We start from the raw sequence: 24,687 nt of genomic DNA, 5'->3' as shown, positions 1-24,687 counted from the left end.
CGGCGGGTGACGCCCCGGCTGTGGTGGTTGTCGCCGACCGCCGTCACGGTCACGGTCGCCGCCATCGCGATCGGGTTGACCGCGACCGTCGGCGACGAGCGCTTCCGCGCGCTGTGGAACACACCGAAATCGATCACCGATTCGATGTTGGTGGTGATGTTCTGCGGTGCTCTGGCGATGGCGCTCGGTGCGCTCGTGGTGGGTGCGCTGCGACCCACGAGGGTCACCGCCGGTCCGTGGCCCGACCTGCCCGAGGCGGCGGTATCCGGCCTGCGGCGGATCAGCACCGTCCTGGTGACTCTGACCCTGGTGGGCTACGCCGGCTTCGGATTCCTGACGGTGCGCGCCGGAATCGGCTGGGCCGATCTGGCGGGTGCGGCGGGGTACGACGGCGCGACGCCCGTCAAGGACGCGGTCGGGACGATCCCGGGTGTCACCACGATGACGCAGTTCGGGATCGCGTCGGTGATCGTCTCCACCCTCGTCCTGACGCAACGTTTCGACCGGGTCGAACTGGTGAAGCTGCTACTCGTGGTGGGCGCGGCGCTTCCGCGCGCCTACATCTTCACCGAACGTCTGGCGATCCTCGAACTGGTGGTGCCGATCGCGGTGCTGGTCTGCTTCCGCGCCGCCCAGTCCCCGCGCTGGGCCCGATTGCTGCAGTTTCTGCCGGTGCTCGCCATCCCGGCGGTGGTGCTGTTCTTCTCGGTGTTCGAGTACTTCCGCAGCTGGGAGTTCTTCCGTACCACCGGCGAGAGCTTCTGGCAGTTCTCCACCGAACGGGTGGCCGGGTACTACGCGACTGCGCTCAACAACGGCTACCTGGAGTACACCCATCTGAACGTGCCCACGCGTCGACCGCTGACCACCCTCCAATTCCTCTGGGACGCACCGGGAGTGCGCGGTCTCGGGCTCTACGATCAACTCGCGGGCAGGTTCCCCGGACGCAACGGGCCGGTCCAGGACGCCGACTACGGATTCGTGCTCGAACACTTCGGCAACCTCGAGTTCAACAACTCCTCGGGTTACGCCGTCCCACTGCTCGACTACGGCTACACCGGTGGACTGATCTACTTCCTGATCGTGGGAGTGGTGGCCGGACTGCTGTACCGCGCCTTCCGCGAGGGACATTCCGCCGGACTGCTCCTCTACCCGGTGCTGTTCGTCGGCCTGCTGGAACTGCCGCGGTACATGCACTGGACGCAGGGCCGGGCGTTCCCGGCAATCGTGGTGCTGATCGGCGTGGCCGTCTGGCTCAACCGGTGCACCCGGCGGGCCCGACTGGCCGACTCGCGCAGACTCCCGCCGGTCCGCGTCGAGGCCGCCGCCGCCTCAACGCTGTAGCGCCACTACCGATCCGGCGCCGAGCCAGCCGAGGAGTTGGTCGGCCGACATCTGCCAGGAGAACCGCTGGGCGTTCGCTCGGCCACGGTCTCGCAGCAGGCCGGCCAAATCGTCGCCGGCCTCGAACTCTTCGACTCTCCGCAGCAGGTCATCGGTGTCGTCGGGATCGAAGTAGAGGGCGCCGCTGCCACCGGTCTCCGGCAGGGCGGCCGCCGACGAACAGATGACCGGACAGCCCAGGATCTGCGCCTCCAGGACGGGTAACCCGAAGCCCTCGTACTTCGAGGGGAACACCAGGGCGCGCGAGTTCCGGTAGAGCCACGCCAGTTCGGCGTCGGTGAGCCGACCGGCCACCGTGGCCGCCGACTCGAGTCCGGAGGCTGCGGAGAAGACCTGCTCACGCCCGGCGGCCCCCACGACCACGACGTCACGTCCCGATGCGGTCAGTGCCGCCACGGCGCCGGTGAGGTTCTTGTGCCTGGCCAGGGTCCCGACGACCAGGTACTGTCCACCGTCGACGTCGAGATCGCGGCGCACCGGGGTGATCCGGGCCAAACCGTCTGCGGCGCAGGGGATCACCCGGAATCGCCGCCGGTCGACGCGCAACACGGTGGCCAGTTCACCGGCGCTGAACTCGGAGACGGTGACAACCTGCCGCGCCGTGCGGGCCAGCAGCATGTACATCACGAAGTAGAACGCCACGAAGAGGCGGCGGAACGTGTGGGGATGGCGGAACGCCGTCGCATCGTGCATCGTCACCAGCTGGCGGCGTTTGAGAAGCGGTGCGGGACCGGCGAAGTTGAGCAGCAACCGCCCGGCTGTCACGACCGGGAGGTACAGCTGTTCGAACACGACGCCGCCCACCGGGGCGTGGCGGGTCAGCACGCGCGGTGCCGACGCCCACGGCGGGGCATCGACGCCCCTGGGCACATGGAGCACCAGGTCCACCGCCTCGGCGGCGACCAGTCGGCGCACCATCTCGGTGGCGTACCGCTGGGTGCCGGTCAGCGGTTGGGCCAGCCATTTGCCGTTGACGTGTACCGGATCCATCACCGGGCCCCGGCATACGGACCGTAGAGCTCCTTGAGCGCCACCTGCTGGCTGCCGTCGCAGTTGTCGGCGAACGCGACCCTGGTGGCGTCGCGGACGGCGGCCCGCGCACCGGCCGTGTGGAGCCGCGACAACACCTCGGCGAAGTCGGTGGGCGCCGCGACGGTCAACGGCATCGGCAACCCGTCGAGGTAGGGCATGGCGCGGGCGACGACCGGCAGGCCGGCCGCGTCGGCCTCGAGGATCGATATCGGCAGTCCCTCCCACGCCGCGGTGTGCAGGTAGACGTCGCCGCGGGCGAGTTCGGCCAGTGCCTGCGTCCGTGGCAGCCACCCGGTCACCTCGACCCCGCGATCGGCAAGGTACTGCGTGTATTTCGGGTCGCCGTCGCCGATCCACACCGCTCGCAGCTCCGGGTGGGTCGCCCGCGCGTGCGTGACCGCGTCGGCGAAGAACTCGGGGTCCTTCTGTGGTCCGAGCCTGCCGTTGCCGACCACGCACAGGGGTGTCACCGATGCGGATTCGCCGCCCGACGGGACCGCGCACGGTCCGGCCACATTGGGGACCGTCACCACCCGCGGCTTGGTCATCGGCCACCGGGACAGGGCCGCCTCGCGCGGGGAGCAGACGCCGTAGCCGCTGGTGTTCAGCGAAAGCGCCCACTCGGCGGCCCGGAACGCCGCGCGAACCGGCATGCCGACATCTCGGCGTTCGAAGGCGTAGCAGTGCGGTGAGTAGACGATCGGACGGCGGGCGGAACGACGCAGCGCGACCCGCGCGTACACCCCGCCCTTGCTGGAGTGGGCGTGGATCACGACCGGTCCGGTCAGGTCCTCGGCGTAGCGGCGGAGGAACCGCAACCGGGCGAGGTGGCCGTCGGGCAGTTCGGTCACACCGGTGAATCCGACGAATTCCGTTGGGCTGACCGATGCCTCGGCCCGGCGCGCGTACACCAGGTGGTGTTCGGCCGAGGGGTAGTTGCGCACGTAGTCGCGGATCGCCGCGGCGGTGCCGCTGGCGAACGACTCGGTCACGTGTACGACGGTGAACGCTCCTGTCACGGTGCTCCTCTGAGTGGGCTGGTCAACGGACATCGACCGGTTTGCCATCGACGGTGAAGTCGGAGGTCTGAACGGTTCCCGCGGCCGCATCGACCAGCAGGGGGCGGACAGCGTTGTCGCGCAACTGGATACCGGCGAATGTGATGGCGTCGACGGTGCCGCGCTGGGCCACCACGCCGATGGTGCGCTGTGCGGTCGGCGGTGTCGCGGCGATGGTCAGGTCAGAGATCGCGACGTCGCTGACCGATTGGCCCGTGTTGCCCGAATAGACCAGCACCGCGCCGTGCACCACCGCGGGATCGGTGTTCGCCGCGGTGATCGTGCCCCCGGTGACACGCACTCCGCTGACGGAGTCGGTGAAATACGGTGCGCCTTCGGACGCGATGTACAGCCCGGCGCCGTTGGTCCGGGACACCGCGATGTCACGGATCCACACGTCACGGCCGCCGACGACCGAGATGCCGCGGCCCCACCGGGTTCCCTCGACGACGGGTGTGGTGATGGTGATCCCGGCACAGGGTCTGTCGGTGCCGTAGGAGACCACGGCGACGCCGTCGTCGCCGGTGCGTTGGGTCCTCGGATTGTCGAGCCGACCGTTGGTGGCGCCGCCGGTCATGTGGATCCCGTCGGCGAGGGTGTCGCGGACGGTGACGCGGGTGAGCCGGAAGCCGTCGGCGCCGTCGACGAACACCCCGGCGGCGGCCGACCCGTCGACCGTCACGTCGGTGAGTGAGACGTCGTCACCGGCGAGCACGAGCTTGTGGTGGTCGAGACCGCCGAGACGGGGACCGTCGGTGGGTGCGCTCAGCGTCACGTCGGACACGCTCACGCCGGGCGCGTCGATCTGCACCGCCGAGGCCGCCGCGTTCGTCGCGGCCAGCGTCGCCCCGTTGCCCTCGATCCGGACCCCGGGCACCGTGACGCGGAGAACGCCCCCGTGGAAGTACTCCCGCCGGTCGAGCCGGATGGTTTCCCCGGGCTGGAGCCGGTCGAATTGCGCCTGCAGCGAGGCGGTTTCGTCGGGCCCGGCGCTGTGGGCCGCCTGAACGCCCACCACCGCCAGGGCTGCCGCCACCACGCCGGCCACCACAATCGCCGTCACCGGTGCGGTGGGCATCCGCCTGCGCCGCCGGGGGTCACGCCGCCGGCGCATGGATACTTCCCGCCTCGAGCGCATTGATGACGTGGTCCCGCGTTCCGAGCACGGTGAAGTGGCGCTGCATCGTCGCCATCACCCACTGCATGAACGCGTACTTCTCGCGGGCCGGTACGGCCATGCCGGGAAAGAAGTCGAGTGCCGGCGCGTCGCGGCGGTCGAGCAGGTCGGTGGGGTGCAACAGCATCGTCATGCCGACGTGGCGCACCCGGCAGAGCCGGACGGCGGTGGCGAAGTACAGCCGAGCCACCCTGGGGGACAGCGAGTACAGCTGCATCAGATAGGACCCGTGGATCGGGAGCCGCAGCAGCGGCATGGTGGTGACGGGCAGTTCGGCGATCCCGCTCGGGGTCCGGTGGGGCCGCAAGGGCAGCAACGCCCGGTCCACCCCGCCGAAGAGGTCTGCGCGTTCTTCCCGCTGTTCTGCGCTCAGCTGCGCGGTGCGCAGGTGATGTGCGCGTGCGAGCGGGCCGATCCAGGTGGGAAAGGTGCTGGCGTCGTAGGTGTATCCGCGTTCGACGAGCAGACGTTCCAGCGTGGGGCTGGTGCTGTAACCGGGACCGCGGAACCCGGTGGGTGCCGGTGCGCCGGCCGTGACGATCGCCGAGTGGGTGCGATCGATCTCGGCGGCGAGTTCGTCGGCACGGTAGCGATGCAGCCACGGTTCGTGTTCGTAGGAGTGATTGCCGATCTCGTGTCCGGCGGCGGCGAACGCGCGCACCGACTCGGCGCCGTCGTCGCGGGCGGCATCCGCACCGATGACGAAAACGGTTGACCGAAGGTTCATCTCGCCGAGGAACTCGACGATCCGCGGTGTCGCGGTCTTCAGGTAGCTGGGCCGGGACTCCCAGGAGGGATCGCCGTGGGTCTTGAGGAACGACCAGACGTTGTCGAGGTCGAACGACACGCTGGCCACGGGGAGGACGTTCGTCATACGGGTCTCCACTCGGGGACTCGGGCGTCGGTGTGCCGGTCGTCCTCGGTGACGACGGTGCCGACCCGGCCCATGGCCAGCACACCGGCGACGATGAGGATCAACCCGGCGATCAACCACCCCGTCCGGCCGTCGGTGATCTGATCGCCGACCAGTGCGAGCCCGGCCACCGCGGCGACCACCATGGTCACGGCGTCCATCGCCGCGCCTGCCGATGTCGTCGACCCACGCTGCAGTGCCGCGGCCAGCAGGACCTGGCCTGCGGCGGCGGATACCAGCGCCAGCCACGCCAGTGGGTGCAGCGGCAGCGCCGTCCAATCAAGGGACGGCAGCGGGCGACTCGCCACGGCGAGGACGGCGAACGCCGCCCCGGCGAGACCGGCCAGGGGCACCGCGCCCCGGGCTCGCCAGGCCGTCGGCGCGAGAGCGGCGCAGGCGGCCAGCACCGCGGCGAGCACCCAGCCCGTGGCCGGTGGCACCGAGGCGACCCGGGACGGTTCGGCGGCGCCCGCGAGCAGCACCAGTGCGACCGTCAGCACGGCGAGCACGGCCATCTCCGGGCGGGTCACCCGCCACCCCAGCACGACTGCGCCCAGCACCGCCGCGACGCCGACCGCGGCGCAGGCGGCGGCCTGGACCAGGTACACCGGCAGCGTTTCGCGGGCGAAGAAGGCCAGCAGGAAGCCGGCGACCTGGGCGGCCAGCCCGGCGGCGTAACTCCGGTCGGCCGCGAGGCGCTTCACGATGCTCAACTCAATGGTGTTGCTGAGACGAGTACGGCGAGCAGCCATGCTTTGCAGAATCAGCCCGACAGCGTACAAAAGTGTCGAGACTGCGAGCAACACATGGGCGAACACCGTGTAAACCTGCCATTTCTGCTCGTCAACCGGGACGGCGGCCGATGTCCGCCGAGAACAGCCTGCACTTTGCTAAGCGAATTTACAACACTTCACTGAATCCGGCATAGTGGGCGGCGTGACCGAAGTCCACCTGGTAGCAGGGACCCGCCCCGAGGCCATCAAGCTGGCACCGTTGGTGCCTGCCCTGCGGGCGCAGGGCATGACGCCGGTGTTCGTCGCCAGCGGGCAACATCCGACGATGGTTCATCAGGCCCTGAATGCGTTCGGCCTCGAACCGGACGTCACGCTGAGCATCGACCGCGGCAGCGGAAGTCAGGCCGAACTCATGGCTGCGCTGACGATGAAGCTCGAAAAGCTCTGGCAGCAGCGGACTCCCGCGGCGGTGGTGGTTCAGGGGGACACCACGACGGTGTTGGCCGCGGCGATGGTCGCCTTCTGGGCGAAGCTGCCGGTCGCCCACCTCGAAGCGGGCCTGCGCTCACACGACCTGGCGGCGCCGTTCCCCGAGGAGGGCAACCGCAAGCTGGTCGGCCAGATCAGCCGGCTGCATCTCGCGCCGACCGCGCGGGCGCGGGCCAACCTCGAGCGGGAAGGCACCCCGGCGGCCGACATCGTCGTCACCGGCAACACCGTGATCGACGCGGTGCTCGGCATCGCCGCGCGAGGCGGGCGGGTCACCGATTCCCGCGTGGCGGCGTTCGTCGAGCGGGCCCGGACCGGCGCCAGCCGGCTGGTGCTGGTGACGGCGCATCGTCGCGAATCCTGGGGTGAACCGCTCGACCGCGTGCTGAACGCCGTCGCGCTCCTGCTCGAGAAGTACTCCGACGTCGAGGTGGTGCTGCCCGCTCATCCCAATCCCGTCGTCGCAGAACAGGTCCGGGCCGTGCTCGGGGCTCATCCCCGGGTGCTGGTGACCGAGCCCCTGGCGTATCCGGTGCTCGTCGGGGCGCTCGCGGCGTCCACGCTGGTGCTGTCGGACTCCGGAGGTATCCAGGAGGAGGCGCCCAGCTTCGGCGTTCCGGTCATCGTCCTGCGGGAGGTCACCGAGCGGATGGAGGCCGTCGACGCGGGGTGCGCCATCCTCGTCGGCACCGATCGCGATGCGGTGCTGGGCAACGCCTGTCGCCTGCTCGACGATCCCGACGAGCGGACGGCGATGGTCTCGAAGGGCAATCCGTTCGGGGACGGCCGGGCAGCGGAACGGTCCGCCGCGGCGATCGCCTGGATGCTCGGACGGACCGACGGGCGCCCGGCCGAATTCCGGTTCTGATCGGGGGCGGCGCCCGCCGTCAGGACGTGTGATCGGTGGTCAGGGAGAGGGATTCGATCGCCTCGGACACCGACTGCTGCCTGAGCGGGACCGCGTTGAGCGCGTTGAACCCGTAGACGAACGACACCATCGCCACGATGGTCCACGCGTTGCCGAGCGCCCACTCCCAGGCGGTGTTGCTCGGGGCGGTGGTCAACCAGTACACGGCGATCATCAGCGTCGGATAGCCGGACAGGATGAAGAACCTGCCGTCGGCGCTGACCTGCCACCCGGGGTGGCGACGGTTGGACAGATGCCAGAGCCCGAGCAACACCAGGGTGACCACTGCGGTGGCGGGTTCGGTCATCGAACCACCTCTGCTCGTCAAGGCATCACACGACGGCCGGCCGTGTCGCAGACGAATTTACCACTCAGCGGGCACTACTCTGTTTGGCCACGTTGAGAAAAGGCTTAGAACTCAATGGCCGTTGCTGTGCTGACCCGCGAGGGTCAGCACAGGTCGCGGGTGACCTTCTCCATCGCGCGGCGCCGCTCGAGGACGGCCGGATCCGGGTGTGCGACCTGTACCAGGGACCCGCCGACCGCATAGACCGCGAGCAGGCCCTCGACCACGTCGTCGGCCGTGGCCCAGTCGGCCGTGGACAGCACCCGGTCCCGTGGCTGGAGCCCGGCCGCGGTGGCGGCCCGGCCGGCCGCCGCGAGGACCTCGTCGACGGGGCGTCCGTTCAGCGCCGGGCCCGGTGCGCGTTCGGGGACGATCTGGTCGCCGTGCACGCGCACCGCCGTGGCGTAGTCGGTGACGCCGACCGGCAGATCGGGCACCGGTCGGCCGAACGGATCCAGAGACAGCACGGCGATCTCGCCCATCCCCGCCGCGGCATCCGCCTCGTCGATGCGTCCGGCGGTGCACAGCGCCAGGTCGGCGCCGTCCACATCCGACGGACCGCCCACGAGCGCCTCGGCGCCGATCCACCAGAGGCCGAACAACACCGCCGCGGTCTGCCAGTGCGCGGGAAGCAGGATCGCCACCCGGCTCGCCGGGCCCGCCCCGAGTTCGTCGCGAAGCAGGTTGCCGGTCTTGGCCGCCCAGTTCGCCAGCGTCACGTGGGACACTTCGATGCGTTCGCCGGTCGCGTCGTCGTAGTAGGTGATGCTCGGCCCGGCGGGGTCGGAATCCAGCAGCGGGCCCAGCAGTGCCGCGGTGACAGTCAGTTCACACACTCCGGGTCATCGGAACCGGCGGTGATGATCTGCGGGGGCGGCGGTGGTGCGGCCGGATCGGTGGCCCCGGTGGCGACCGGGTCGGCGGCCAGCAGCGTCGGGTCCGTGCCGTCGAGTCCGGAGCCGGGGCCGGTGTAGTCGTCGGCGAGCACCACCCGCACCGTGCCCGGCGCCACGGAACCGTCCTCCACGACGGTGAGTCCGCCCAGATCCTTCGCCACCGCTTGGGCGCCGAGATCGTCGGCCTTGGCCGCCCGCACCTGGCTGCCGGTGACGGCACCGCCCTCGAAGTTGCCGGTCGCGCCGGGGGTGAATCCCTTCTGCGACAGCACTGTCGACACCGAAGCGGCCAGACCGTTGATGTCGGTGGCGTTGACGACCTCGACGGTCGTCTTGTCCGGTGTGTAGGCCAGTTCCTCGGTCTTGCCTTCGTCCTGTTCGTTGAGCAGACCCGTGACCCACTCCTGGACCGCCGCCGGGTCGACACGCACCACACTCTGCATACCGTCGTCGCTCCAGCCGTCCTCACGCACCACCGGGATGGTGGCGAAGGCGACGTTGCCGGCGGCCAGCTTCTGCAGCTGATCGACGAAATCCATGATGTCCCAGCCGTCGGAGAGCACCACCGACCGCTGCACGGCCGCCTCCAGCCGGCTCAGCGTCGCCGGGCTCGACAGCGTCTTGCTGGAGATCACCTCGTGGGCGAGCGACGCCATCACCGCCTGCTGGCGGGTCACCCGGTCGAGGTCGCCGCGCGGCAGATCGTGGCGCTGACGCACGAAGCTCAACGCCTGCGGCCCGTTCAGTTTCTGCCAGCCGGCCGGGAAGTCCGCACCCGAAAGCGGTTCGTAGACAGGTTCTTTGAGGCAGACATCGACACCGCCGAGGGCGTCGGTGATCAGCGCGAAGCCCAGCAGCCCGATCTCGGCGTAGTGGTCGACGGTCACCCCGGTGAGGTTCGCGACCGTCTTGATCAACGCCTCGCGACCGTCTTCGACCGCCAGCGGCTCCGCCTCGGCGGGGTCCATCCCCTGCTCCTCGACGAGTTCTTTGAGCTTCTCGAGGTGCACCGACCCGTACACACCGTTGATCTTCATCTTGCCCAGCTCGGGGGCCTGGACGTAGGAATCGCGCGGGATCGAGATGGCCGTCGCCGACTGCCCGTTGTTGGGGATACGGATCAAGATGATGGTGTCGGTGTTGGTGGACACGTCGTTGCCGGCGCGCAGCACGGCCAGCTCTTCCTCCGACAGCGGGTTGCCGTGCGCGTCGGTACGGCTGTCGGACCCCACCAGCAGGACGTCGATCGCACCGTCCTCGCCGCCTTCGCCGAGGGCCGGGGAGCTGATGTGGTTGATGCCCTCCTCGAAGGACCGGATCCGGCTCCAGGCCACACCGGTCCCGAGCACCACGGCAAGGGTGACCGTCACGGCGACGGCACGAAGGACTCGGAAGGGCATCAGCCCAGGCTACTGGCGAGGGCAGCGCAGACGGGGTAGCGATCGTCGGCGCGCCAGGCCGCGTGTCAAACTCACACGCATGCCGCAACGTCTCGTGATCACCGGTGCCGGCGGCATGGTCGGGCGCATCCTGGCTGCTCAGGCGCGCCGGCAGGGGCGCGACGTGTCGGCGCTCACGTCGGCCGACTGCGATATCACCGACGCCGACGTTGTCGCGCGGGCGGTCGCTGCGGGTGACGTGGTGGTCAACTGCGCGGCCTACACCGACGTCGACCGCGCCGAGGCCGAACCCGAGCGCGCACACGCGGTCAACGCCGTCGGTCCGGGCATCCTCGCGACCGTCTGCGCGCGGGTCGGCGCCGGCCTGATCCACGTCTCGACCGATTACGTCTTCAGCGGAGACTTCGGCGTGGCGTCGCCGCACCCCTATGAGATCGACGATGCGCCGGCGCCGCTGAGCGTCTACGGGCGCACCAAGCTCGCCGGAGAGCGGGCGGTGCTCGACGCGCTGCCGCACGGGTACGTCGTGCGGACCGCCTGGGTCTACGCGGGCGCCGACGGCACCGACTTCGTTGCCGCGATGCGCCGCAAGGCACTCGGTGCGGACACCGTCGACGTGGTGGCCGACCAGATCGGCTCACCCACCAGCGCGCACGACCTGGTCGCGGCGCTGCTCGAGATCGCCGACGGGGGAGTGCGCGGACCGCTGCTGCACGCCGCCAACGACGGTCAGGCCAGCCGCTTCGACCAGGCCCGCGCGGTCTTCGAGACGGTGGGCGCCGACCCCGAGCGGGTGCGACCGGTCGGCAGTGACCGCTTCCCGCGACCGGCCCCCCGGCCCGCGTACTCGGCGCTGTCCGGCGCCGGCTCGGCGGCGTGCGGCCTGACGGCGCTCCGGCCGTGGCGTGAGGCCCTGGTCTCGGCATTGCGCGAGAGCCGGTGACGTGCCGCTACCCTCTACGCCGTGTTGCGTGAACGGGCGGTCGCCGGATGAGTGACGAGTTGGTCGTCGTCACGGTGACGTACTCGCCGGGCCCGCACCTCGACCGGTTCCTGGCCACGCTGGCGCATGCCACCGATCGGCCGGTCTCGGTCGTCATGGCCGACAACGGATCCACCGACGGGGCGCCGGAGCAGGCAGTGCAGCGCTATCCGAACACCCGGCTTCTGCGCACCGGGGGCAACCTCGGCTACGGCACCGCGGTCAACCGGGCGGTCGCCTCGCTCGACTCGGAACGGTCGGAATTTCTCATCGTCGCCAACCCGGATGTGCAGTGGGGCCCCCGCTCCATCGATCTGCTGCTGGAGGCCGCGGACAGGTGGCCGCGGGCCGGTGCGCTCGGACCGCTGATCCGCGACCCCGACGGTTCGGTGTATCCGTCCGCGCGGCACCTGCCCAGCCTGATCCGCGGCGGGATGCACGCCGTGGTCGGCCCGTTCTGGAAGTCCAATCCGTGGACCGCGGCCTACCGCCAGGACCGCGCCGAGCCCAGCGAACGGCCCGTCGGCTGGTTGTCGGGGAGTTGCCTGCTGCTGCGCCGGGCGGCGTTCGCCGAGATCGGCGGGTTCGACGAGCGGTACTTCATGTACATGGAGGACGTTGACCTTGGTGATCGTCTCGGCAAGGCCGGATGGCTCAACGTGTACGTGCCGTCGGCGGAGATCCTCCACGACAAGGGGCATTCGACCGGCCGGGACCCGGCCCGCAACCTGGCTGCCCACCATCGCAGCACCTACACTTTCTTGTCTGATCGATATCCGCGCCGGTGGCAGGCGCCGCTGCGCGGAGCGATGAAGGGCGCGCTGGCCGTGCGAGCAGGTCTGGTGGTGCGCAAAGCGCGGCGCAGTCAGGGCGAAATCAGGCCAAAGGGGGGTAGGTAATGGTGAATCCGGCTGAGGTCGACGCCGTCGTACTGGTGGGCGGGCAGGGCACCCGGCTGCGTCCCCTGACGCTGTCGGCGCCCAAACCGATGCTGCCGACGGCCGGGTTGGCGTTCCTGACCCACCTGCTGTCGCGCATCGCCGCGGCGGGCATCGAGCACGTCATACTCGGGACGTCCTACAAGGCGGAGGTCTTCGAGGCCGAGTTCGGTGACGGCTCGAAGCTCGGCCTGCAGATCGAGTACGTGTACGAATCCGAGCCGATGGGCACCGGCGGTGCGATCGCCAACGTCGCCGAGAAGCTGCGCCACGACACCGCGATGGTGTTCAACGGCGATGTGCTGTCGGGCTGTGACCTGCGCGCGCTGCTGGACAGCCACGTGAGCAAGGACGCCGACGTCACCCTGCACCTGGTGCGGGTGGGCGACCCCCGGGCCTTCGGTTGCGTGCCGACCGACGCCGACGGTGTGGTCACCGCGTTCCTGGAGAAGACGCAGGATCCGCCGACGGACCAGATCAACGCCGGCTGCTATGTGTTCAAGCGTTCCGTCATCGACCGCATTCCGCGCGACCGCGCCGTCTCGGTCGAACGGGAGGTGTTCCCCGGTCTGCTGTCGGACGGCCTGCGGGTCTGCGGGTACGTCGACGCGACGTACTGGCGGGACATGGGCACCCCCGAGGACTTCGTGCGCGGTTCGGCCGACCTGGTTCGCGGGATCGCACCGTCGCCGGCGTTGGAGGGACACCGCGGCGAAAACCTCGTCCACGACGGTGCGGCCGTCGGACCCGGCGCGCTGCTGATCGGCGGCACCGTGGTGGGTCGGGGCGCCGAGGTGGGTGCGGGCGCGCGGCTCGACGGCGCGGTGATCTTCGACGGTGTGCGCGTCGGCGCCGGCGCGGTGATCGAGCGGTCCATCATCGGGTTCGGCGCGCGGATCGGTCCGCGGGCCCTGATCCGCGACGCGGTCATCGGCGACGGCGCCGACATCGGCGCGCGCTGTGAGTTGTTGCGTGGGGCGCGGGTGTGGCCGGGAGTGAAGATCCCCGACGGCGGCATCCGCTACTCGACCGACGTCTGACCGCGACGTCGCGCCTCGGCGGCCAGCTGCGCCAACCCGAAGTCCGTGTCCGGGGGCAGCGCGTCGAGCGGCCACCACCGCAGATCCAGCGACTCGTCCGAGCGCGCGATCTGCGCCCCCTCCGGTGCGCGCACGAGGAACTGCAGATCGAGGTGACGTGTCGGTACGCCCAGCGAGCAGGTCACCGGATGAACGTGCACGGTCGCGAGCCGGGGGTCGATGACCAGCCCGTCGATGCCGGATTCCTCGGCGGCCTCACGCAGCGCGGCGGCGACGATGTCCGGGTCGTCGGGTTCACAGTGTCCGCCCAACTGCAGCCAGCGGCCGAACCGTGGGTGCAGCGTCAGCACCGCGTGGGTGCCGGCATGGTCGAGCACCAGCGCCGAGGCGGTGACGTGGCCGGGCACACAGGCGCGCAGGCATCCGTCGGGTCGTGCGGCGAGGAATGCGATCACGGCGTGACGCAACGAATCCTGCGCCGGGTCGGGGGCGACCCAGTCGGTCAGGATGTCGACCGCCGATGCGTGCAGGCTCACCGGCGCACCAGGAGCCCTTCTGGCAGAACAGGATCGCGGGGGCCCTGCGGCTCGGCGGGGTGGCCGACCGCGACGGCGCCCAACGGTTCCCACTCGGCGGGCAGGTCCAGTTCCGCGCGCACCGCATCCGCGGCGAAGATCGTCGAGCCGACCCAGCAGCTGCCGACCTCGCGCACCGCCAGCGCGACGAGGAACGCCTGGACGGCGGCGCCCACCGCCACGGTGAACATGGTGTGCTCGGCCGCGGTGCGGGTGTCGTCCGGATAGTCGTGCGCGCCGTCGGGCACCAGGAACGGGATGACGAGTTCCGGTGCGTCGTAGAGGATCTGGCCACGCGCCAGCCGGCGTTCGACGGCGTCCGCCGAAAGCCCGTCGGCGAGTAGATCGTCGCGCCAGCGGTCCTTCATCCGGTCGAGCAGACGGATGCGGGTGGCGTGGTCGCCCACCCAGACGAAGCGGACGGGCCGCGTGTGGTGCGGCGCGGGAGCCGTGAGCGCCTCGGCGACGGCGGCCTCGATCATCTCGGGAGCCACGGGGTCGGCACTGAACCGGCGTATCGAACGCCGGAGCAGCTGAGCCTCGGCGCGGCCCTGCGCCATGGCCTCCTCGGTGCCCAGCCAGAACAGGTCGTCCTCGCCGGGGCGCAGCAGATCATGCGCCGTTGATCCGTTGTCCGCCAACGTCAATCCGCGCACCACGGCCACCGGTATGCCGGTGAGCTTGCCCTTGACCAGGTCCGCGGCGGCGGCGATCTCGTCGGCGACGGCCACCTCGGTGACCAGCAGTTCGTTGCCGTGCGCGTCACGCGCGCCGGCGTATCCGTGCAGGACGGCCAGGCCGGCGGCGCCGATCGCCGCATCGATCTGACCGTTGCGCCACGCGCGTCCCATGGTGTCGGTGATGACGATTCCCACCGTGACACCGAGTCGTTCGGCGAGGCCGGTCCGCAGGTGTGCGGCGCTTCCGTCGGGGTCGACCGGCAGCAGGGCGAGTTCGGTCGTGTCGACGTTGGAACCGTCGACTCCGGCGGCCGCCTGGATGAGCCCGATGGCGTTCTCGGTGATCAGCGTGCGTCCCTTGCGGGCGAGGACGCGCACGGCTTCGTCGTCGACGAGTTTGCGGCGCAACGCATCCCGCTCCTCAGGGTCCTCCGGTGCGGCGACGATGCGGCCCTCGCACTTGGACACCACCTTGCTGGTGACCACCACGACGTCGCCGTCGCGCAGCCAGGGTGCGGCGGCTGCCAGTGCGGCGGCCAGGTCGTCACCGGGCCGGAACTCCGGCAACCCCGGCACCGGCAGGATCTCCACCGCCGCGGCCGAGCCGTGGTCGGTCGGCGCGGCGGAGCCGCCGTGTGCGGTCACAGCGTCACCCCGGCCAGGCGCACACCGGCGCGGACCATCTCGGCGGTGGTCGCCGGATCGGTCATCAACAGCGGCACCGCCTCGACCTGCACGCCGTCGATCTGCGCGCTGTCACCCTCGTGCACCAGCCATCCGTCCAGGATGCCGGTGCCCGACCGGGCGCCGTAGTGACGGCCGACCGCTTCGGAGGTCGATGCGACGCCGATCACGGACAGACACTCATCAGCCATGCCGCGCAACGGTTTTCCGGCGATGATCGGCGAGTAGCCGATGATCTTGGCCGATGTGGACCGCAGGGCGCCGCGAATGCCGGGGATGGCCAGGATCGAGCCGATGCTGACCACCGGGTTGGACGGCGCCAGCAGTACGACGTCGGCGTCGGCGATGGCGTCGGTGACGCCGGGTGCGGTGGTGGCCTTGTCGGCGCCGACGAACGCGAAGCTGTGGGTGGGCACCTTCGCCCGGTACCGCACCCACCACTCCTGGAAGTGGATGGCGCGGCGTTCGTCGGTGTCGGGGTCGGTGATCACCACGTGGGTCTCGCTGCGGTCGTCGCTGGCGGGCAGCAGACGGGCACCGGGGTTCCATCGGTCGCACAACGCCTCGGTCACCTGGGACAGCGGATAGCCGGCGCGCAGCATCTGGCTGCGGACGAGATGGGTGGCCAGGTCGCGGTCACCGAGTCCGAACCAGTCCGGCTGGACGCCGTAGGCGGCGAGTTCCTCCTTGGCGTGCCACGTTTCGTCGCGGTGACCCCATCCGCGGTCGGGGTCGATGCCACCGCCCAGGGTGTACATGCACGTGTCGAGGTCCGGGCAGATCCGCACACCGAACATCCACGTGTCGTCACCGACGTTGACCACCGCGGTCAACTCGTGGGCGTCGGGGTCCCGGGCGTCGTCGCGGGCGAACTGGCCGAGACCGAGCAGGTGCTGCACCCCGAGCAGAAAGCGTGCCCCACCGACGCCGCCGACCAGAACCGTGACCTTCACATCGAACGAGACTAGGCGCTCGCCAACCGTGGGGTCGCACCGCTCCCGCGGCCGCCGGGGATGCCGTACGTCACGGGCGGGACACGCCGTGATTTCCGACGCGCCGCGGAAGTGTCACGAGGTGGTATGAATTCCTGTTCCAGCGCTTGACCGCAGCCTTCCGCCCGTGTGTAATCACACCAGTGTCATTTCCCGGTTTGGCCAGCCGATTTCGGTGTCGCAGACCGAGATTCGATCACTTGTTCGAATTGGGCCGGCCCTTCAGTCCTGAGTGGGGCCACGTGGATCTACGACACCGAGTGAGGAGGGGCGGGAAATGTCTTTTGAGCAAAGCGAATTCGATCGCGTAGTCCGGTTCGACAACCGGCTACTCGGCTCCGTCGGCGGGGCGCCACACACCGACACCGGAGCCGCACCGATGGGGGCCATGAGTCGGCCTCAGCTGAGTCTGGTTCCGGAACGCGTCGACGCCGAACCCGAGGACGCCGACGATCTGTGGCAGGAGCGCGCCCTGTGCGCTCAGACCGATCCCGAGGCGTTCTTCCCCGAGAAGGGTGGTTCGACTCGCGAGGCGAAGCGGATCTGCATGGGCTGCGAGGTCAAGGACGAGTGCCTCGACTACGCGCTGGCCCACGACGAGCGCTTCGGAATCTGGGGCGGGCTCTCCGAGCGCGAGCGCCGTCGCCTCAAGCGCGGCATCATCTGATCCCAACCGGACCCCTCTGTGGGGGCCGCCTCAGTCGTCGTCGATCGTCGGGTCGATGACCGAGGGTTCGACCCCCAGATATGTGGCCACCTGAGCCACGAGCACCTCATGCAACAGTTCGGCGAGTTCGTCGGAGTCCTTGGCCCGGCGCTCGATCGGCTTCCTGAACAACACGATTCGCGCCCGCGTGGAGTTACCGCGGACATCGACGCCGGCCGGTATCAGCCTAGCCAGCGCCACCGGCCCGTCGGCCACCACTTCCGGCGGCCACTGCACACTCTCGGGATCCTTCGGCGCCATGCGCGGGATCTCGTCCACCGCGACGTCCAGTCCGGACACCCTGTCCTGCCACCGCCGCTCGATCGGCTCGTAGGCCTCCAGCACCGCCATGTCGAACCGCTCGGCGCGGCTGCGCCACCCGGGCACCGTCGGCGGGAGGAGCGGGCCGCGCATCTCGCGACCGCGGCGTGATCTCCAGCGGTTGCGCTCGGCCACGGTCACCGATCGTAACGGTTGGCTATCGGCGGGTCCGCCGCTGCGCGTGTCCGGCACCACGCGGCGTTTGTCCCGCGATAGCCTTCCGTTCGTGAATGTTCCCCGTCGCTGCTGCAGGCCCGGGTGCCCCCACTATGCGGTGGCGACGCTGACGTTCGTCTACTCCGACTCCACCGCTGTCGTCGGCCCGCTGGCCACCGTGTCCGAACCGCACTCGTGGGACCTGTGCGTCGGCCACGCCGGCCGGATCACCGCACCGCGCGGATGGGAACTGGTCCGCCACGCCGGACCGCTGCCCTCACACACCGACGACGACGACCTCGTCGCCCTGGCCGATGCGGTCCGGGAAGGCCGCGATTCGACCGGGCCGACCGCAGGCGCGGTCGTCCCCGGATTCTCCGATCCCACGAGCGGGGCCCAGAGCGGAGCGTTGCTGGCGCCGCCGGTGCGGCGGCCCGAGCCGACCGGCCGCAGGCGCGGGCACCTGCGCGTGCTGCCCGACCCCGCCGAGTAGGGCGTCATAGCCACGCGAACGATCCCTCCGGTGCGGATAGGCTGACGGAAAGTCCCCGACTCCAAGGAGTTGTATGTCTCGGCCGGCTGCGGCGGTGCATCGCGTCATCAAGGCGTATGACGTTCGTGGCCTGGTAGGTGAGGAACTCGACGAGGGGTTCGTCGCCGACGTCGGCGCGGCGTTCGCACGGCTGGTCGCCGACGGCGCGACCCAGATCGTGATCGGCCACGACATGCGGTCGAGTTCACCCGCGCTGTCGGAGGCATTCGCCGAGGGCGCGATGGCCCAGGGCCTCGACGTGGTGCGGATCGGGTTGGCCTCCACCGATCAGCTGTACTTCGCCTCGGGGTTGCTGGACTGCCCCGGCGCGATGTTCACCGCCAGCCACAACCCGGCCGCCTACAACGGCATCAAGCTGTGCCGCGCCGGGGCCAAACCGGTCGGCCGGGACACCGGGCTGGCGCAGATCGCCGAGCAGGTCATCGACGGCGTCCCCGCCCACGACGGACCGCGCGGCAGCGCGTCGGACCGCGACGTGCTGACCGACTACGGCGCGTTCCTGCGGTCGCTGGTGGAGATCCCCGGGCGGCGTCCCCTGCGCGTCGCCGTCGACGCGGGCAACGGGATGGCGGGCCACACGACGCCGGCGGTCCTCGGCCCCATCGAGGCGATCACCCTGCTGCCGCTGTTCTTCGAACTCGACGGCACCTTCCCCAACCACGAGGCCAACCCGCTGGATCCGGCCAACCTGATCGATCTGCAGGCGCACGTCGTCGCCGTCGGCGCCGATATCGGTCTGGCCTTCGACGGTGACGCCGACCGTTGCTTCGTCGTCGACGAGAAGGGCCAGGCGGTGTCGCCGTCGGCGGTCACCGCGCTGGTGGCCGCGCGCGAACTCGGCCGCGAGATCGGTGCGACGGTGATCCACAACCTGATCACCTCGCGGGCGGTTCCCGAACTCGTCGCCGAACGCGGCGGAACGGCGGTCCGCTCACGCGTCGGGCACTCCTACATCAAGGCGCTGATGGCCGAGACGGGCGCGATCTTCGGCGGCGAACACTCGGCGCACTACTACTTCCGGGACTTCTGGGGTGCGGACTCGGGCATGCTGGCCGCCCTGCACGTGCTGGCCGCGCTCAGCGAACAGGACCGCCCGCTGTCGGATTTCATGGCCGACTACCAGCGCTACGAGGCGTCGGGCGAGATCAACTTCACCGTCGCCGACGCGCCCGCCTGTGTGGAGGCGGTGCTCAAGTCGTTCGGTACCCGCATCCACTCCATCGACCACCTCGACGGGGTGACCGTCGACCTCGGCGGCGGTCAGTGGTTCAACCTGCGCACCTCCAACACCGAACCGTTGCTGCGCCTCAACGTCGAAGCGCGGACCGCCGAGGAGGTCGACGAGGTGGTCGGGCAGGTCTCCGAGACCGTGCGGGCCCAGAACGCCGAACCGGGCAGGACATCGACGTGACCGGATCATCGGCTGCCGTGGTGGACCTCGACGACGGAGAGGCCCTGCTGGCCGCCGACCGCGACGGTCTGCTGAGGGCGGCCGCGATGGCCGGTGCGCAGGTGCGCGCCACGGCGGCCGCGCTCGACGAGGGTCTGCTCGAGTCGTTGCGCTCGGGTCAGCTGCCGCGCACGGTGATCTGGGTGGCGGGCCGCGGCACCGCCGAAACCGCCGGTGCAGTCCTGGCCGCCGCGTTCGGCGCCGTCGTTGCCGCCCCGATCGTCACGGTGGCCGAGGCGCCGCCCTGGATCGGCGCGCTCGACGTCATCGTGCTGGCCGGCGACGATCCGGCCGACCCCGCGCTGGTGGCGGCGGCCGCGACCGGTGTGCGCCGGGGTGCCCGCGTCGTGGTGGTGGCCCCCTACGAGGGACCGCTGCGGGACGCGACGGCCGGGCGCGCGGTCGCGCTCGCACCGCGCCTGTGGGTGCCCGACGACTTCGGTCTGTCGCGCTATCTCGCGGCGGGCCTGGCCGTCCTGCAGGTCGTGGCTCCGGGTCTGCGGGTGGATCTCGGCGAACTCGCCGACGAACTCGACGCCGAGGCGCTGCGCAACAGCGCGGCACGGGAACTGGTCACGAACCCCGCCAAGGCGCTGGCCGAACGCATGTCGGGCCGCGACGTCGTCCTCGCCGGTGACAACGCGACCACGCTTGCGCTGGCTCGGCACGGCGCCGCGGTGCTGCTGCGGGTGGCGCAGGAGACGGTGGCCGCGGTCGGCCTCGGCGACGTGCTGGTGGCGCTGCGCAGCGGGTTCGGCGCCGCCGGGTCCGGCCATGGCGGAGCCTCGCTGTTTCATGACGAGGAACTCGACGGGCCACTGCCACGGCGCGCGCGGACGTTCGTCCTCACCACCGAGGCGGAGCGTCCGACCGTGACGGCGCGGGTCAGCGGATACGACGACCTCGACCTGGTCAACGCCGAAGATGTACCCGACGGACCGGAGCCAGGAGGGGCTGCGGCCGGCGGCAGGGGGATGGAACAGCAATTGGCGAAATTGGCGGTGCGGTTGGAGATGACCGCGGTCTATCTGCGACTGGTTCGAGGTTGATCGAGTGCATCTGCTGAGGGGAGCAGTGCGGACCTACGCCTGGGGTTCGCGGACGGCGATTGCCGATTTCACCGGAAGGCCAAGTCCCACACCACATCCGGAGGCCGAACTCTGGTTCGGTGCGCATCCCGGTGATCCGGCGTATCTGCAGGGCGAAGCCGGTGAGGTCTCGTTGCTCGAGGCGCTGCGCGCCGACCCCGCAGGCCAGTTGGGTGCCGCGGTCGTGGACCGGTTCGGCGAGACGCTGCCGTTTCTGGTGAAGGTGCTCGCGGCCGACGAGCCGTTGTCGCTGCAGGCCCATCCGAGTGCGCAGCAGGCCGCCGAGGGCTACGACCGCGAGGAGCGCCTCGGCATCCCGGTGTCGGCGCCGATGCGCAACTACCGCGACCGCAGCCACAAACCCGAGTTGCTGGTCGCGCTCGACCGGTTCGAGGCGCTGGCCGGGTTCCGTCCGGTCGCGCGCACCGTCGACCTGATGCGCGCGCTCGGGGTGCCCGAACTGGACCCGTTCGTCAACCTCCTGCACGGACAGTCCGAACCCGACGGTCTGCGCGCGTTGTTCACCACGTGGATCACCGCACCCCAGCCGGATCTCGACGTGCTGGTGCCCGCCGTGCTCGACGGTGCGATCGATTACATCCGCGCCGGGCAGACCGAATTCGAGGCCGAGGTCAAGACGGTGCTGGAACTCGGCGAACGCTATCCGGGGGACGCCGGCGTGCTGGCGGCAATGCTGCTCAATCGCATCACGCTGAGTCCGGGGGAGGGGATCTACCTGCCCGCCGGGAATCTGCACGCCTATCTGCACGGTGTGGGTGTGGAGGTGATGGCCAACTCCGACAACGTCTTACGCGGGGGGTTGACGCCCAAGCACGTCGACGTCCCCGAACTCCTGCGGGTGCTCGACTTCACGCCGACCCCCGACCTCGTGCTGCGTCCCGAAACCGCCAGGGAAGGAATCGAGTTCGAGTACAGGACCCCGGCGCCGGAGTTCGCGGTGTCGGTGCTGCGACTCGACGGTGACAACGTCGGCCACGAACTGGACGCGCCGTCGCCCCACGACGGACCGCAGGTGCTGGTCTGCACCGAGGGCTGCGCGGAGGTCCGCGCGAAAGGCGGCGACGTGCTGACACTGCCGCGAGGTGCGGCGGGCTGGGTGACCGCCGACGACGGACCGATTCAGTTGCTCGCCGCAGTGCCGACGACGGTCTTCCGCGTCACCGTCGGGATCTAGCGAGCCGTCTCACCGGCTCCCGACGAGTTCGCGGTCGTGCCCACGGCGGTGGGCGGCCCGTTTCTCCGCCAGCCACAACCGCATGTTGTGGCCGATGGTGCGGCCCACCAACCGCGGCGAGGGAACCATGTAGAGGCTGTCGAGCAGGCTGAACCGTCGCAGGAACCACTCCGCGAGCACCGGGTCGGTTTCCGCGGCGCCGAGGAACTGGTCGAACAGGCTGCCCACAGGGGCGTACCACTTCGGCATCGGGCCGCTCGCGCGATGCAGTGTCAGATCGCCGATCGCGTTCATCTGCCACACCGGGAACGTGGTCCTGGCCGTCGCCTTGCTCAGTGTGCGCGCAAGATCCGCCCGGGGCCGCTGCAACGCCCGGCGCAGGTGATCCGCCTGCAGCGAGGTCATCGTCATCCCTTGACCGAAGGTCGGGTTGAAGCTCACGACCGCGTCGCCGAAGGGCACGATGCCCGCCGGGAACCGGTCGAGTTTGTCGTAGCGCCGCCAGCGGCTGGTCGGGTACTTGTGAAAAGCCATGTCGCCCAAGGGGGTACCTGCGCGGACGGCCGAGGCGACGTGGGCGGGCAGGATCGTGTCGGCCAGGTCGCAGATCTCGGCGAAGTCCTGCGGGGGCGCCGCCTTGCCGACGCCGAACGTCGTGATGTTCCAGTTGCCGTCCTCGTAGAACAGCATTCCGAGGCCCAGCGGCTGTTCGGCCGACGCGCCGGCGACGACGACCTTCTCGGCCAGCAACCCCTCGGGGATGTGCACCTGCTGGGTGGCGTAGGCGATGGCGACGTCCACGGTGTCCTCAGGTGGCCGTTCGAAACCCCACTGCGTCAACCACACCGGCAGCCGGGTGCCGCGACCGGTGGCGTCGACGACGAGATCGGCCGCCGCGGTCTCCCGTTCACCGTCGGTGTCGAGCCGCACACCGGTGACCCGCTGTGCGACCGGATCGAAGACCGGTTCGTCGACCGACCGCCGTTCGACGGTGACGTTCGGAATCGCCATGGTGCGCCGCCGGATCTGCCATTCCAGTTGCGGACGGCTGGGGACATAGGCGGTGAACTCGTCGCGCAGGGTGTGCCGGGTGCCCAGCACATGTCCGGCCGCGCCGAAGTGGATGCAGTCCGGCCGGTTCTCCAGGATCGGCACGCCCTCGGCGACCATGCCGTCGAGCAGTCCGGGATAGAGGTTCTCGAACTCCTGGGCGCCGCGTGCCATGAGTAGATGGACATGGCGCCCCTGCGGTACCGCGGCACGATTGACCGGCCGGTCCGGTAGTTCGTCGCGTTCGTATACGGTCACGTGGTCGTAGAAATCGGACAGCACGCGCGCCGCGCACATCCCGGCGATGCTGCCCCCGATGACAATCGCGTGTTTAGTACTCCGCCCCATCGGTGCACAGTACTCGGTACATTCCCCGAATCCAGGCCCTAACTCGCATCGCGACCCCATCCGAAAGGGAAACGTCATGGCCGGCAGATGGCGCACGAAATCAGTCGAGCAGTCGATCGCCGACACCGACGAACCAGGGACCAGGCTCCGCAAGGATCTGAGCTGGTGGGATCTGACCGTGTTCGGCGTGTCGGTGGTGATCGGCGCCGGCATCTTCACCATCACCGCGTCGACGGCGGGCAATCTCACCGGCCCGGCGATCTCGATCTCGTTCGTACTCGCCGCCATCGCGTGCGGTCTGGCGGCCCTCTGCTACGCCGAATTCGCCTCGACGGTGCCCGTCGCGGGCAGCGCCTACACGTTCTCCTACGCCACCTTCGGCGAATTCGTCGCCTGGATCATCGGGTGGGATCTGATCCTCGAGTTCGCCGTGGCCGCGGCGGTGGTGGCCAAGGGTTGGTCGAGTTATCTGGGCACGGTGTTCGGCTTCGGCGGCGGGGTCGCGAACTTCGGCGGTTTCGAGGTGGACTGGGGAGCGCTGGTGATCATCGCCGTCGTCACCCTGCTGTTGGCCCGTGGGACGAAACTCTCCGCCGAAGTCAGCCTCATCATCACCGTCATCAAGGTCGCGGTGGTGCTGTTGGTGGTCATCGTCGGTTCGTTCTTCATCAAGGCCGCCAACTACTCGCCGTTCATCCCGCCCGCCGAATCCGGGGAGGGCGGCACGGGTACCGAGCAGTCGCTGTTCTCGTTGATCACCGGCGCGGAGGGCAGCGCCTACGGCTGGTACGGGCTGCTCGCCGGTGCGTCGATCGTGTTCTTCGCGTTCATCGGATTCGACATCGTGGCCACCACCGCGGAGGAGACCAAGAACCCGCAGCGCGACGTCCCCCGCGGGATTCTGTCGTCGCTGGCGATCGTCACCGTCTTGTACGTGGCCGTCGCCGTGGTCCTGTCCGGCATGGTGTCCTACACCGAACTCCGCGATGCGGGCAGCGGGGCGAACCTCGCGACGGCGTTCGCGGCCAACGGGGTGGACTGGGCCGCGACCGTCATCTCCATCGGCGCACTGGCCGGTCTGACGACCGTGGTGATCGTGCTGATGCTGGGGCAGACGCGCGTGCTGTTCGCGATGTCGCGCGACGCCCTGCTGCCGCGTCAACTGGCCCAGACCGGTGAGCACGGCACACCGGTGCGGATCACCGTGATCGTCGGCGTGGTCGTGGCCGTCGCCGCGACGGTGTTCCCGATCGGCAAGCTGGAGGAGATGGTCAACATCGGCACGCTGTTCGCGTTCGTGCTGGTGTCGGCCGGGGTGATCGTGCTGCGGCGCACGCGCCCGGATCTCAAGCGCGGCTTCAAGGCGCCGTTCGTGCCGCTGCTGCCGGTCGCCGCGATCATCGCCTGTGTGTGGCTGATGTTGAACCTGACGGGGCTGACCTGGATCCGCTTCCTCATCTGGATGGCGATCGGCGTGGTCGTGTACTTCCTCTACGGCCGCAGGCACTCGCTCGTCGGCCGGCGCGAGCAGGAGGCCGTGACCGAGTGAGGATGTTTTACAAAATAGTGTCCA

The 24,687-nt window shown here is 69.9% G+C and carries 24 protein-coding genes; 11 read left to right on the top strand and 13 right to left on the bottom strand.

The features are described from left to right. Positions 1–6: 6 nt before the first annotated feature. Positions 7–1,344, top strand: coding sequence for an O-antigen polymerase (locus G6N49_RS16535; RefSeq protein WP_235679617.1), 1,338 nt, complete (start codon positions 7–9; stop codon positions 1,342–1,344). Here the strand turns inward: G6N49_RS16535 and G6N49_RS16530 are convergent. The 5 genes from G6N49_RS16530 to G6N49_RS16510 are packed head-to-tail and all read right to left on the bottom strand — an operon-like array spanning position 1,333 to position 6,288. Beyond that, positions 1,333–2,394, bottom strand: coding sequence for a glycosyltransferase family 4 protein (locus tag G6N49_RS16530; RefSeq protein WP_235679527.1), 1,062 nt, complete (start codon positions 2,392–2,394; stop codon positions 1,333–1,335). The genes G6N49_RS16535 and G6N49_RS16530 overlap by 12 nt on opposite strands. Further along, entirely contained in the window at positions 2,394–3,455 is a 1,062-nt protein-coding gene (locus G6N49_RS16525) for a glycosyltransferase (protein ID WP_064872823.1), read from the bottom strand. The genes G6N49_RS16530 and G6N49_RS16525 overlap by 1 nt, the downstream gene beginning before the upstream one ends. Before the next feature lie 22 nt (positions 3,456–3,477). Then, positions 3,478–4,608 (bottom strand): right-handed parallel beta-helix repeat-containing protein, encoded by a 1,131-nt coding sequence (locus tag G6N49_RS16520; RefSeq protein WP_064917534.1) that lies wholly within the window; start codon positions 4,606–4,608, stop codon positions 3,478–3,480. Continuing rightward, on the bottom strand, positions 4,592–5,545 hold the full coding sequence (locus G6N49_RS16515; protein ID WP_083044677.1) for a polysaccharide deacetylase family protein: 954 nt from the start codon (positions 5,543–5,545) through the stop codon (positions 4,592–4,594). Before G6N49_RS16515 ends, G6N49_RS16520 begins: the two co-directional genes overlap by 17 nt. After that, a complete protein-coding gene (locus G6N49_RS16510) occupies positions 5,542–6,288 on the bottom strand; it encodes a hypothetical protein (RefSeq protein ID WP_234786945.1) in 747 nt (248 codons plus the stop codon). Before G6N49_RS16510 ends, G6N49_RS16515 begins: the two co-directional genes overlap by 4 nt. 232 nt (positions 6,289–6,520) lie before the next feature. Between G6N49_RS16510 and wecB the strand changes: the two genes are divergently transcribed. Beyond that, a complete protein-coding gene (wecB, locus tag G6N49_RS16505; protein ID WP_234786944.1) occupies positions 6,521–7,675 on the top strand; it encodes a non-hydrolyzing UDP-N-acetylglucosamine 2-epimerase in 1,155 nt (384 codons plus the stop codon). A gap of 19 nt (positions 7,676–7,694) precedes the next feature. Here wecB and G6N49_RS16500 read toward each other — a convergent pair whose 3' ends face one another. The 3 genes from G6N49_RS16500 to G6N49_RS16490 form a co-directional block, all read right to left on the bottom strand. Further along, positions 7,695–8,021, bottom strand: a complete 327-nt coding sequence (locus G6N49_RS16500; protein ID WP_011558727.1) for a hypothetical protein — start codon at positions 8,019–8,021, stop codon at positions 7,695–7,697. 143 nt (positions 8,022–8,164) lie between these two features. Then, on the bottom strand, positions 8,165–8,896 hold the full coding sequence (locus G6N49_RS16495) for a TIGR03089 family protein (protein ID WP_064872927.1): 732 nt from the start codon (positions 8,894–8,896) through the stop codon (positions 8,165–8,167). Next, positions 8,884–10,356, bottom strand: a complete 1,473-nt coding sequence (locus G6N49_RS16490) for an LCP family protein (RefSeq protein WP_064872925.1) — start codon at positions 10,354–10,356, stop codon at positions 8,884–8,886. Before G6N49_RS16490 ends, G6N49_RS16495 begins: the two co-directional genes overlap by 13 nt. A gap of 79 nt (positions 10,357–10,435) precedes the next feature. Between G6N49_RS16490 and rfbD the strand changes: the two genes are divergently transcribed. Genes rfbD through manB form a run of 3 tightly spaced genes read left to right on the top strand, consistent with a single transcriptional unit; the run spans position 10,436 to position 13,316 of the window. Further along, positions 10,436–11,299 carry a dTDP-4-dehydrorhamnose reductase gene (rfbD, locus tag G6N49_RS16485; protein WP_064872923.1) on the top strand — a complete coding sequence of 288 codons (864 nt, stop codon included), beginning with the start codon at positions 10,436–10,438 and terminating at the stop codon, positions 11,297–11,299. A 47-nt stretch (positions 11,300–11,346) separates the two neighbouring features. Further along, positions 11,347–12,237, top strand: coding sequence for a glycosyltransferase family 2 protein (locus G6N49_RS16480; RefSeq protein ID WP_064872921.1), 891 nt, complete (start codon positions 11,347–11,349; stop codon positions 12,235–12,237). Next, entirely contained in the window at positions 12,237–13,316 is a 1,080-nt protein-coding gene (gene manB / locus G6N49_RS16475) for a mannose-1-phosphate guanylyltransferase ManB (RefSeq protein ID WP_011558732.1), read from the top strand. Before G6N49_RS16480 ends, manB begins: the two co-directional genes overlap by 1 nt. Here the strand turns inward: manB and G6N49_RS16470 are convergent. The 3 genes from G6N49_RS16470 to cofD are packed head-to-tail and all read right to left on the bottom strand — an operon-like array spanning position 13,298 to position 16,208. Further along, complete coding sequence (locus G6N49_RS16470; protein WP_011558733.1) at positions 13,298–13,852, bottom strand: NUDIX hydrolase; 555 nt, start codon at positions 13,850–13,852, stop codon at positions 13,298–13,300. The genes manB and G6N49_RS16470 overlap by 19 nt on opposite strands. Next, the gene (locus G6N49_RS16465) at positions 13,849–15,216 is read right to left on the bottom strand and encodes a coenzyme F420-0:L-glutamate ligase (protein WP_064872920.1); all 1,368 of its coding nucleotides are present in this window, start codon (positions 15,214–15,216) and stop codon (positions 13,849–13,851) included. The genes G6N49_RS16470 and G6N49_RS16465 overlap by 4 nt, the downstream gene beginning before the upstream one ends. After that, on the bottom strand, positions 15,213–16,208 hold the full coding sequence (gene cofD, locus G6N49_RS16460) for a 2-phospho-L-lactate transferase (RefSeq protein WP_064872917.1): 996 nt from the start codon (positions 16,206–16,208) through the stop codon (positions 15,213–15,215). The genes G6N49_RS16465 and cofD overlap by 4 nt, the downstream gene beginning before the upstream one ends. A 427-nt stretch (positions 16,209–16,635) precedes the next feature. Between cofD and G6N49_RS16455 the strand changes: the two genes are divergently transcribed. Further along, positions 16,636–16,914 (top strand): WhiB family transcriptional regulator, encoded by a 279-nt coding sequence (locus G6N49_RS16455; RefSeq protein WP_179967848.1) that lies wholly within the window; start codon positions 16,636–16,638, stop codon positions 16,912–16,914. Positions 16,915–16,944: 30 nt separating this feature from the next. On the opposite strand, the gene G6N49_RS16450 is transcribed toward G6N49_RS16455, so the two are convergent. Then, positions 16,945–17,367 carry a metallopeptidase family protein gene (locus tag G6N49_RS16450; protein WP_011855006.1) on the bottom strand — a complete coding sequence of 141 codons (423 nt, stop codon included), beginning with the start codon at positions 17,365–17,367 and terminating at the stop codon, positions 16,945–16,947. A 133-nt stretch (positions 17,368–17,500) separates the two neighbouring features. On the opposite strand from G6N49_RS16450, the gene G6N49_RS16445 reads away from it, so the two are divergent. From G6N49_RS16445 to manA, 4 genes are all read left to right on the top strand, one after another. After that, positions 17,501–17,923, top strand: a complete 423-nt coding sequence (locus tag G6N49_RS16445; RefSeq protein ID WP_011855007.1) for a DUF3499 domain-containing protein — start codon at positions 17,501–17,503, stop codon at positions 17,921–17,923. 73 nt (positions 17,924–17,996) lie between these two features. After that, a complete protein-coding gene (locus tag G6N49_RS16440; protein WP_011558739.1) occupies positions 17,997–19,394 on the top strand; it encodes a phosphomannomutase/phosphoglucomutase in 1,398 nt (465 codons plus the stop codon). Further along, positions 19,391–20,482, top strand: coding sequence for a TobH protein (locus G6N49_RS16435; protein ID WP_083044676.1), 1,092 nt, complete (start codon positions 19,391–19,393; stop codon positions 20,480–20,482). Before G6N49_RS16440 ends, G6N49_RS16435 begins: the two co-directional genes overlap by 4 nt. Before the next feature lie 4 nt (positions 20,483–20,486). Next, positions 20,487–21,716 carry a mannose-6-phosphate isomerase, class I gene (manA, locus tag G6N49_RS16430; RefSeq protein WP_011558741.1) on the top strand — a complete coding sequence of 410 codons (1,230 nt, stop codon included), beginning with the start codon at positions 20,487–20,489 and terminating at the stop codon, positions 21,714–21,716. Between the two features lie 9 nt (positions 21,717–21,725). Here manA and G6N49_RS16425 read toward each other — a convergent pair whose 3' ends face one another. Further along, positions 21,726–23,114: an FAD-dependent oxidoreductase gene (locus tag G6N49_RS16425; RefSeq protein ID WP_064872909.1), complete on the bottom strand. Its 1,389-nt coding sequence runs from the start codon at positions 23,112–23,114 to the stop codon at positions 21,726–21,728. 76 nt (positions 23,115–23,190) lie between these two features. On the opposite strand from G6N49_RS16425, the gene G6N49_RS16420 reads away from it, so the two are divergent. Then, positions 23,191–24,663 carry an APC family permease gene (locus G6N49_RS16420; protein ID WP_064872907.1) on the top strand — a complete coding sequence of 491 codons (1,473 nt, stop codon included), beginning with the start codon at positions 23,191–23,193 and terminating at the stop codon, positions 24,661–24,663. Positions 24,664–24,687 lie beyond the last annotated feature (24 nt).

The sequence above is a fragment of the Mycolicibacterium monacense genome (genome assembly GCF_010731575.1).
GTDB lineage: Bacteria > Actinomycetota > Actinomycetes > Mycobacteriales > Mycobacteriaceae > Mycobacterium > Mycobacterium monacense.
Note: the sequence above shows the minus strand (reverse complement) of the source record. Positions and strands in the feature narration are given on the sequence as shown.